The following is a 9,827-nucleotide window of genomic DNA, read 5'->3' on the forward strand; positions in this document are numbered from 1 at the left end:
GCTGGGACTCCTTCAGCGACCGGCTAGGAGTCCTTCAGCGAAGGCTCTCTGGGCCCGAACAGCTCCACCACGTCCGTGTAGCGCTCGCGGGCGTCCACGGCGTGACCGACCGCCCAGACGTCGCCCTTGCCCGCGAGGTAGGTGACCGCCTGCAACCGCACGCTGTCCTTGCCCTTCGCGGCGCCGCCCCGGATGATCTCGCAGTCGCTCTTCTCGCAGCGCATCATGAACGGCTCGGCGGCCCGCGACGGGTCGAAGCCGGAGATCCAGAACCGGCCCTTGCCGTCGCCGGTGACCCCGTAGAGCCGCGACTCGGTCTCGGGCAGCCGCTCGCGCTTCCAGCGCTTGCCGTTCCACGACAGGACGAGCGGGTCGACCTCGCCGTCACTGCCGTAGACCCCGCCCACGGCCAGCGCCCGCTTGGGGCCGTCGACCTGGATGTCGCGCAGGTAGCCGCCGGGAATGTCGGGCACGCGCATGGGCTTCCAGGTGGCGCCCGACAGGTGCATGATCAGCGGTGCCCGGCCGGTGTCGCCGACGGCGAACCCGTTGGACACGCCATAGAGCGCGCCCGGCTCCAGGACCTTTCCGTCGTCGTCCCTGGGGGACTCCTGGGTGGTCCACTCGCCGCCCTGGCCGGTGAGGATGAGCCAGGAGTTGTCGCGGCTGCCGACGGCCACGACGCGTCCCGGACGGGCGTCGATGCCGCCGAGCCAGTCGCCCCCGCGCATCCCCTGCGCCCTGACCCGGTCGAAGCCGCCGGTGTCTCCGTGGGCGAGGTAGGGCAGGCCGTCGTGGCCGTCGCCCACGGCCCACACGTCGGACGGTGAGGTGGCGGCCACGCCGCGCAGGTTGCCGGCCCCGGTGGCGTCGCGCAGGGTCACCTCGGACCAGTTGGAGCCGTTCCAGTGGCGGACCGTGCCGCGGTTCTTCCAGACGTCCCAGATCTCCTGCTGGCCGACGGCCCAGACATCGCCTGACGAGAGCGCGGTAACGTCGGAAAGCGAGCCGTCGGCGTCCAGGCGGACGCTCGTCGACTGCTGCCACGCCTCAATGGTGGCGGGGTGGGGATCGGCATGCGCGGCGGGCGTGACCTGCGACAAGGCCACGGACGTCGCCAAGATCAGGGTGAGCGCACGCCGCTGATAGCGACGGGTCATGAGCAAATGCTACGGGTTCGCGGACCTCCCCGCCCCGTTAGGGCCTGACTAGCAGTTCGGCGAGTACCGGCAGGTGGTCGGTCGCGGCCGCCAGATCGGCCTCGGCGGCGTCCACGCCACCGCAGGAGAGCACCGTCAGCTCGCGCCCGGCGAACACCGCGTCGATGCGCTCGCGCGGCTGCCGGGCGGGGAAGGTCAGCCCCTCGCCCCGGGGCGCGGCCGGCCGGCAGTCGGTGAGCCGACCGGCCAGATAGCGCCAGGTGGGCTCGGTCTCCTGCTCGTTGAGGTCGCCGCCGAGCATGGTGGCGGCGCCGTACGCGGCCGCCGTACGCTCCATCAGCGTCATGGCCTCGTACGCGTGCCGCAGCCGGGCCGCGCCGTGGAGATCGAGATGGATCGAGCCGACGGCCAGCGGCACCCCCTCGACGCGCAGGACCGCGACGGCCAGCCCGCGGATCTCCAGGCCGACGAACACCTTCAGCCGGTGGTGCTCGGCCGCCAGCACCTCGATCCCGGGGCGGGCGAGCACCGCGACGCCGCCGAGCCTGCCCCCGGCCACCACCCGCAGGCCGCACGCCTCGGCCAGCTCGCGCCGCCGGCGGCGCCAGTTGAGGAAGCGCGGGACCTCCTGGAGGCACAGGATGTCGGTCCGCATCGACTCGATCACCCGGACCAGCGCGGGCACGCTGTCACGCAGCCCGCGAACGTTGTACGTGGCCACGCGCGCCATCGCGAGCGAACCCGGTCAGCGCATCCTGGCGAGGTCGGCCGCGCCGACGACTCCGGCGGCGGCGCCCAGCTCGGCCAGCCGGATCTCGGCCAGCGGCCGGTGCCCCTTGCCGGTGAGCTGGCGGGCGAAGGTCTCGCGGGCCCGGTCGAGGAAGAGATCGGCCGCGCGGGAGACGCCGCCGCCCACGATGAAGCAGCCCGGGTCGAGGATCGCGGCCAGGTCGGCCATGCCCTGGCCGAGCCAGTCGGCGAGGCTGGCGAAGGCGGCCAGGGAGGCCTCGTCACCCAGCTTGGCCGCCTCGGTGACCTCCTCGCCCTCGATCTTGCCACCGGCCAGGCCGAGCAGGATCTGGGCCCGCTCCGGCTGGGCGGTGGAGATCTGCCTGGCCTCGATGACCAGGGCGTTGCCGCTGGCGTACTGCTCCCAGCAGCCGAGCTGGCCGCACCCGCACAGCCGGCCCTCGGGCACCACCTGCATGTGGCCGAGCTCGGCCCCCATGCCCCAGTGGCCCCTGAACAGCTTGCCGTCGAAGACCAGGCCGCCGCCGATGCCGGTGCCGACCGTGATGCAGACGACGTGGGACTGACCGCGCCCCGCGCCGAACTTGGTCTCGCCCCAGGCCATGGCGTTGGCGTCGTTCTCGATGACGACCGGCAGCCCGATCAGTCCGCTGATCTTCTTCTGCAGGGGCTCCTCGCGCCAGGCCAGGTTGGGCGCGAACCGCACGACCGACCGGGTCTCGTCGACGAACCCGGCCGCGCCGACGCCGACGGCCTCGATCTCCCTGCCTTGGGCGAGCTCGCGCACGACCTCGGCCACCGTGGCGGCGACCTGCTCGGGCTGGTCGGCCGGGGTGGGCTTGAGCGTGTGGGCGATGATCTCGCCGTCGTCGTTGACCACGCCCGCGGCGACCTTGGTGCCGCCGATGTCCACACCGATCGTGAGCATGCCCCTGTATCTCCTCTATCCCAAACCTGGACTAACCCAGATCAATATGTTCAACGTTGTCGCGACCGCGCTCGCCGCTCTGATCGTCGCGTGGCCTGCGAGGGGCCGGCCTGCTCAGCGCGTCGATCGTCTGGCGGAACGCGGCGAACAGCTCGCCGCCGGCCGCCACCAGGTGCCCGGCCACGTCGTTGCCGGACTCCCGCTGTGCCGCGATGGCCCGGCAGACCGGGCAGGCGCGGCAGATGTACTCATCGTGGGGCTCGGACACCGCCTCGCTCCACACGTCCTTGTTCCTCTGCCCGCCGCCGCCCCCCGTGAACGAGTTGAGCACGGTCCTGCCGACCTGGCGGGTGGCCCGCCCCTGGATGGTGTCGAAGAGCTTGCGCGCCTCGTCCGTGACGGTGCCGATCGGGTCTCTGTTGCTCTCAGTCATCTGGCCCTCCTGCTGTGAACCGTACCCGGAGCAGGCCGTCGCGGAGCGCCGCGCCGCTGATCCGTCTGCGGGCCAGCGCCGCCGGCAGTGCCAGGATCCTCCGGTAGGGGCCGGCGGTGATGATCAGCTCGTCGCCCTTGCGGGCCAGGTCCACCTCGGCCCGGTCGGCGCCCGGCAGGGCCAGGGTCAACTCGTCGGCGGACAGCCGCAGCGGCGGCTCCACCTGCGGGGCGGCGAACGGGTCCACCGCGCCGTAGATCGCCCCGCCCACCTGGGCCAGCGCGTCCTTGCCGACCGGCTCGGCCGGAAGGTAGGGCACGACGTGGATGGGCAGCGGCGCGAACGACTCCTCGGCCTCGGCCAGGAGCTTGGACTGGGCCGCCACCCACTGGGCGCGCCACTCGTCGGCGCCCTCGGCGGGGAAGACCCGGTTGGCGATCACCGCGTCGACGCGGTAGCCGTACAGGTTGAGCGAGGTGAGAGTGCGTCTGGCCTCGGCGAGCACCACGGCCTCCGGCGTGAACACCAAGCGCACGGAGGCGCTGTCGCCGGTGAGCAGCTCGCGCACCTCCAGCAGGCCCCGGTGGAAGCGCTCCCCCGCGCTCATGACCTCTTCGCCGGGCGCGCTGATGCGGGCGACGCCGCGCACGAACGGCGAGACGATCTTCATGATCTTGCGGCCGACCGGCATCAGCCTGGTCATGTGCCAGTCGAGCGCCTCGGGCAGGGCCAGCAGGCGCAGGGTCTCGGCGGTGGGGGCGCAGTCGACGACGATGACGTCCCATCGCCCTTCGCGGGCGTGCTCGCGCAGCTCCAGGAGGGCGATGATCTCCTCGGCGCCGGGCAGGATGGTGATCTCCTCGGAGGTGATCTCGTCCAGGCCCAGCTCGGTGAGCAGCCCTCTGGCGTAGTCCTGCAGCTCGCCCCAGTGGCGCTCCAGCGTCTTCTGGGTGTCGACCTGGTGCAGGTGCAGCCCCGGAGCGACCTCGCCCGGCTCGACGCCGAGCGCGTCGGCCAGCGAGTGGGCGGTGTCGGTGGAGACGATCAGCGTCTTCAGGCCGCGCTTGGCGGCGAGCGTGGCGGTCGAAGCGGCGGCGGTGGTCTTGCCCACACCGCCCTTGCCGGTGAAGAGCAGAACTCGCGGGCTCACCTCAGTGCCCTTCGACGCGCTTCTTGAGGCCCTTGAGCGCGGTGTCCACGATGACCTTCTCCGCCTTGCGCTTGATCATGCCGATCATGGGGACCTTGAGGTCGGCCGAGAGCTCGTACGTCACCTCGGTGCCAGTGCCCGTCTCGGTCAGCTGGTAACTCCCCGCGAGCTCGGCGAGCATCTTGCCCGGCTCGACGACCTGCCAGCGGACGCTCTCGTCGTCCTGCCAGGTGTAGCCGAGGGTGTAGGCGTCGCTGATCACTCCGGCGTCCAGGACGAACCGCACCGTCTCCGGCCTGCCGTCGGCACCGGTGCTGAGGATCTCCGCCTCCTTCACCTGACCCGCCCATTCGGGATAGGCCGCGAAGTCGGCGATGACGGCCATCACGGCGGCCCGGTCGGCGCCGACGATGATGCTCGAAGTGGTGCGATCAGCCATGCGACCACCGTACCGGTCGGGTCACCATTCGAGGATGAACGGAACCCCCTTTCCCCGGAAATGACCCACGTTCACGCACTCGGTGCGCCCGATACGGGTGCGCCGGTGAAGTGGCTGGTGCACGTGCCCGAACAGGGCGTAGCGCGGCTGCGTCCGCCTGATCGCCGCCAGCGTCGCCTCGCTGCCCCGCTCGAAGCGCCTGGCCACCACGTCGTACAGCAGCTCGGGCACCGCGGGCGGGATGTGACAGCACAGCACGTCGACCTCGCCGACCGCCTCGACCTTGGCGGCGAACTCCTCGTCACTGATCTCGTACGGCGTGCGGTAGGTGGTCTTGAGCCCGCCGCCGACGAAGCCGAACCGCCAGCCGCCGATCTCCACGCTCTGGCCGTCGAGCACCTGGTGGCCGTCCTGGAGGTAGTCGGACCACAGGCGCGGGATGTCGACGTTGCCGTAGGTGAGGTAGGCAGGCGCGGGCATGGCCGCGAAGAGCTCTTCGTACTGGGCGCGTACGTTGCGCTCGACGTGCTCGCGCGGGTCGCCGTCGAGGGTGGACCACAGTCGCGCCGACATGGCTCTGGCCTCGTCGAAGCGCTTGGCCGTGCGCAGCGCGATGAACTCCGCGGCCCGCTCGGCGCCGAACAGGTCGGGGAAGATGCCCTGCGCGTGGTCGTCGTAGTCGATGAAGAGGATCAGGTCCCCCAGGCAGATCAGCGCGTCGGCGCCCGCGCCCGCGCGGGCGAGCGCGTCGGCCCTGCCGTGCACGTCGCTGATGACATGGACCCTCATGCGGGAAATCCTATGAGAGCGGCTGCTAGCGTGAGAATGACCCCTACCCGTGGGTAATTCAACGCGATAGCGTCCAGGCGGTCCCCCCGAACAGGAGTTGATTCCGTGCGCGAGTACAGCGTCCCGGTGCTGGTCGACGTACCTGCCTCCGCGAGCCTGCCCGACACGGTCTTCAGGCGGGCCGAACAGGAGCCCGGCGCGGTCGTCATGCGGCGCAAGCAGGACGGCGGCTGGCCCGCCGTCACCGCCTCCGAGTTCCGCGACCAGGTGGTCGAGCTGGCCAAGGCGCTGATCGCGGCGGGCATCGAGCACGGTGACCGGGTCGCGCTCATGTCGCGTACCCGCTACGAGTGGACGCTGATCGACTACGCGATCTGGTCGATCGGCGCGGTCACCGTGCCGATCTACGAGACGTCGGCGGTCGAGCAGGTCAAGTGGATCCTGTCCGACAGCGCGGCCAAGGCGGTGTTCGTCGAGCTCGACGGGCACGAGGAGACCGTGCGCGAGGCCGCGCCGGACCTGAAGCCGATCTGGCGCGTCGACGAGACCCTTGACGGCTCCGAGGTGACGGACGCCGTCTTCGAGGAGCGGCGCGCCGGGGTCGGCTCGGCCGACCTGGCCACGGTCGTCTACACCTCCGGCACCACCGGCCGGCCCAAGGGCTGCCGGATCACGCACGACAACCTGCTGTTCACCGCCCGCAACGTGGTGGCGGGCCCTCTGGAGGCGCTCTTCGTCGGCAAGTCGCCGGCGGCGCTGCTGTTTCTGCCGCTCGCGCACATCTTCGCCCGCATGATCCAGGTCGCCATCATCGAGGCGGGCGCGATCCTGGCCCACACCCCGAACATGAAGAACGTGGCCCCGGACCTGGCCGAGTTCCAGCCGACGTTCCTGCTCGGCGTGCCCCGCGTGTTCGAGAAGGTCTACAACGGCGCCGAGCAGCGGGCCATCGCCGGCGGCAAGGGCGCGATCTTCGCCCGCGCCGCCGACACCGCCGTCGCGTGGAGCAAGGCCGAGAGCTCCGGCGGCGCGGGCCTGGGCCTGCGCCTGCGGCACGCCCTGTTCGACCGGCTGGTGTACGGCAAGCTGCGCACGGCCACGGGCGGCCGGTTGACGGCGGCGGTGTGCGGTGGCTCGGCCCTCGGCGACCGGCTCGGCCACTTCTTCAGGGGCGTCGGCATCGAGGTGTTCGAGGGCTACGGCCTGACCGAGACCTCGGCCCCCTGCTCGGTCAACATGCCGGGCGCCAACAAGATCGGCACGGTCGGCAAGCCGCTGCCCGGCGTGTCGATCCGCATCGCCGACGACGGCGAGATCCTGGCCAAGGGCCGCCATGTCTTCCACGGCTACTGGCACAACGACCAGGCGACGGCCGAGGCGATCGACGCCGACGGCTGGTACCACACGGGCGACGTGGGCGAGCTCGACGCCGACGGCTACCTGCGCATCACGGGACGCAAGAAGGAGATCCTGGTGACGGCGGCTGGCAAGAACGTCGCCCCCGGCCCGCTGGAGGACGCGCTCCGAGCGCACCCGCTGATCTCCCAGGCCATGATCGTCGGCGACGGGCGGCCCTTCGTGGCGACGCTGATCACGCTGGACCCGGAGGCGCTGGACCACTGGAAGTCGGTCAACGGCCTGCCGACGGCTACGCTGAGTGAGCTTTGCACGGATCCGCGGGTGCTGGCGGAGGTCCAGAAGGCCGTCGACACGGCCAATCTGACGGTGTCGAAGCCGGAGCAGATCAAGAAGTTCGTCATCCTGGACGTGGACATCACCGAGGACAGCGGGCATCTGACGCCGACCCTGAAGATCAAGCGCAACATGGTGATGCGGGACTTCGCCAAGGATGTGGACGCTCTGTACAAATGACTACGCTGGGTATAGAAATCACTACTCGTTGTCCCAGGTTCTCTGGACGCTCTTGACGCCACCCCGCTAGCCTGAGACAGCAATCGGGACCGGAGATCTGATACATCCCCGGTCCCTACCTTCAAAGGTAGGGGAGATAACGGTGAGCATCAAGGAAGCGGGGATGCAGTTCATCGGCAGCATCGAGAACGAATTCGTCCGGATAGGGGCCGACCAGATGGAGATGGGCCAGCAGCTCACCGAACGCATCAACGGCGTCGCGGACCGGGTCAAGACACTGGACGGCAAGGTCACCGTTCTGGACGGCAAGGTCGCCGTCCTGGACGCCAAGGTCACCGCTCTGGACACCAAGGTCACCTCCATGCAGGCGTCAATAGACGAGCTCCAGGCCGGACAGGCGTCGATGCAGCAGACCCAGACGGAGATGATGCACATCCTCATCGCCATCCAGCGCAAGCTCGACGTCAACTAACCAGCCACGCGAACGGCCCCCGGCACCACGCCGGGGGCCGTTCGCGTGTCAGCCCTTCGTCGCTCCCCCCGTGAGCCCCTTGACGAACTGCTTCTGCAGCAACAGGTAGAACACCAGGATCGGCAGCGTGGCCAGGAACATGAGCGCGAACATCCCGCCGAAGTCCGCCGCGTACTGCCCGAGCGACTTGTAGATGCCCGTCATGATCGTCGTACCCTCGCGCGGCCCATAGATGATCAGCGGATTGAGGAAGTCGTTCCAGATCCACACCCCGAGGAAGATCAGCACGCTGGCCGTCGCCGGGCGCAGCAACGGGAAGACGATCTTCCAGAACGTCTGCCACCGCGTGGCCCCGTCGATGGCCGCGGCCTCCTCCAGCTCCCGCGGCACGCCCTTCATGAAGCCGGAGAAGACGAAGACCCCGAACGGCACGTAGTAGCCGACGTTGAAGAGCACGAGGCCCTGCAGCGTCGACATCAGCCCGAGCGCCTTGAGCACCTGTGTGATCGGGATCAGGATCACCTGCGGCGGGATCATCAGCCCGCACAGCAGCAGGACCATGATCACTCGGGACCACCAGGTGTTCTGCCTGGCCAGGTAGTGGCCGAGCATGGCCGACAGCACCGTCAGGATGATGATCGACAGTGAGGTGACCAGGACACTGGTCCGCAGCGACGACCAGAAGAGGCTGTCCGGGCTGGTCAGCACCCGGATCAGGTTGTCGAAGGTGGGCGGGATCGGCAGTGACATGGCGCCACTGGCGACCTGCCGGCTCTCCTTGAAGACGTTGATCAGCGCGATGTACAGAGGGATGAAGAACACCCCGCCGACGACCAGCGCGACCAGCGGGCGCAGCCACGGCACGGTGGATCGCATCAGAGCTGCACCTCCCTGCGCCCCAGCACGCGTAGCGTGATCACCGACAGCAGCGCGATGACGATCAGCATGACGACGGCCTCCGCCGAGGCGTAGCCGGTGCGGTTCTCCACGAACCCCTCCTGCAGGATGACGAGCGCCACGCTCGCGGTCGTCCCCGTGCCGGGACCGCCGTTGGTGATCACCTTCACGTGGTCGAAGATCTTGAACGCGGAGATCAGCAGGACGACCGTGTTGATGGTGAGCGCGGGCGCCAGCAGCGGCCAGGTGACGCTCCAGAACCTGCGCACCGGACCCGCGCCGTCGATCGCCGCCGCCTCGGCCAGCTCCTGGGGTACGCCCTGCAGCCCGGCGAGATAGACGACCACGCAGAATCCGAGCATCTGCCAGCAGACGATCGACGACAGCGAATAGAGCGCGATGTCCGGGTCGGACAGCCAGCCCGGCGGCTCACTGACGCCCAGCGCCCTGAGCGCCTGGTTGATCGGCCCGTCGTCGGCGAGGATGCGTGTCCAGATGACGCTGATGACCACGGAGCTGATCACCATCGGGGTGAAGAAGACGCTGCGCAGCGCGTTGTACAGCCAGCCGCGGCGGTCGAGGAGCACCGCGATGGCGACGCCCAGGACGTTCGGCACGATGACGACGATCAGCGTGAGGATCGTGGTCACCCGCAGCGACTGCAGGAACGTCTCGTCCTGCAGGAGCAACTGGTAGTTGCGCAGTCCGACGAAGTGCGTCTTGGGCCGCAGCAATGCCTGGTCGGTCAGGCTGTAGCCGAAGCTGAGCGTGATCGGCAGCACGACGAGGCAGAGGTAGATGAGCGTGCCGGGCGCGGCGAAGGACAGGAAATGCCACAGCCCGGCCCCTTTGCCGCCCGGCCGTCGCCGGCGTACTCGGGCCTGCGCGTGGCCGGGCTTGTGATGGTGGATGGTGGTGCCAGCGGCCATCAGGCCAG

At 69.7% G+C, this 9,827-nt stretch carries 11 protein-coding genes; 2 read left to right on the forward strand and 9 right to left on the reverse strand.

Annotation, left to right across the window (positions count from 1 at the left end; all coding sequences use genetic code 11):
* Window positions 1–23: 23 nt before the first annotated feature.
* From ACIBO2_RS07905 to ACIBO2_RS07935, 7 genes are read right to left on the reverse strand one after another with little or no spacing between them, the layout of a single operon-like run.
* Window positions 24–1,160: a hypothetical protein gene (locus ACIBO2_RS07905; RefSeq protein ID WP_358538535.1), complete on the reverse strand. Its 1,137-nt coding sequence runs from the start codon at window positions 1,158–1,160 to the stop codon at window positions 24–26.
* A gap of 37 nt (window positions 1,161–1,197) precedes the next feature.
* Window positions 1,198–1,890, reverse strand: a complete 693-nt coding sequence (locus ACIBO2_RS07910) for an endonuclease/exonuclease/phosphatase family protein (RefSeq protein WP_397295934.1) — start codon at window positions 1,888–1,890, stop codon at window positions 1,198–1,200.
* 15 nt (window positions 1,891–1,905) lie between these two features.
* A complete protein-coding gene (locus tag ACIBO2_RS07915; RefSeq protein ID WP_358538539.1) occupies window positions 1,906–2,838 on the reverse strand; it encodes an ROK family glucokinase in 933 nt (310 codons plus the stop codon).
* Between the two features lie 31 nt (window positions 2,839–2,869).
* The gene (locus tag ACIBO2_RS07920; protein ID WP_397295936.1) at window positions 2,870–3,271 is read right to left on the reverse strand and encodes a hypothetical protein; all 402 of its coding nucleotides are present in this window, start codon (window positions 3,269–3,271) and stop codon (window positions 2,870–2,872) included.
* Entirely contained in the window at window positions 3,264–4,421 is a 1,158-nt protein-coding gene (locus ACIBO2_RS07925; protein ID WP_358538543.1) for an ArsA family ATPase, read from the reverse strand. Before ACIBO2_RS07925 ends, ACIBO2_RS07920 begins: the two co-directional genes overlap by 8 nt.
* 1 nt (window position 4,422) lies before the next feature.
* On the reverse strand, window positions 4,423–4,860 hold the full coding sequence (locus ACIBO2_RS07930; protein WP_358538545.1) for an SRPBCC family protein: 438 nt from the start codon (window positions 4,858–4,860) through the stop codon (window positions 4,423–4,425).
* Between the two features lie 21 nt (window positions 4,861–4,881).
* A complete protein-coding gene (locus ACIBO2_RS07935) occupies window positions 4,882–5,649 on the reverse strand; it encodes a metallophosphoesterase (protein WP_358538547.1) in 768 nt (255 codons plus the stop codon).
* A 105-nt stretch (window positions 5,650–5,754) separates the two neighbouring features.
* Between ACIBO2_RS07935 and ACIBO2_RS07940 the strand changes: the two genes are divergently transcribed.
* Both ACIBO2_RS07940 and ACIBO2_RS07945 read left to right on the forward strand, forming a co-directional pair.
* Window positions 5,755–7,521, forward strand: coding sequence for an AMP-dependent synthetase/ligase (locus ACIBO2_RS07940; RefSeq protein ID WP_397295939.1), 1,767 nt, complete (start codon window positions 5,755–5,757; stop codon window positions 7,519–7,521).
* A gap of 142 nt (window positions 7,522–7,663) precedes the next feature.
* Complete coding sequence (locus tag ACIBO2_RS07945) at window positions 7,664–7,993, forward strand: hypothetical protein (RefSeq protein ID WP_358538552.1); 330 nt, start codon at window positions 7,664–7,666, stop codon at window positions 7,991–7,993.
* Window positions 7,994–8,041: 48 nt separating this feature from the next.
* Here the strand turns inward: ACIBO2_RS07945 and ACIBO2_RS07950 are convergent, their stop codons facing one another.
* Window positions 8,042–8,869: a carbohydrate ABC transporter permease gene (locus ACIBO2_RS07950; RefSeq protein WP_357945026.1), complete on the reverse strand. Its 828-nt coding sequence runs from the start codon at window positions 8,867–8,869 to the stop codon at window positions 8,042–8,044.
* Window positions 8,869–9,819 carry a sugar ABC transporter permease gene (locus ACIBO2_RS07955; protein ID WP_358538554.1) on the reverse strand — a complete coding sequence of 317 codons (951 nt, stop codon included), beginning with the start codon at window positions 9,817–9,819 and terminating at the stop codon, window positions 8,869–8,871. Before ACIBO2_RS07955 ends, ACIBO2_RS07950 begins: the two co-directional genes overlap by 1 nt.
* Window positions 9,820–9,827 lie beyond the last annotated feature (8 nt).

The organism is Nonomuraea sp. NPDC050022 (genome assembly GCF_044460705.1).
Taxonomy (GTDB): domain Bacteria; phylum Actinomycetota; class Actinomycetes; order Streptosporangiales; family Streptosporangiaceae; genus Nonomuraea.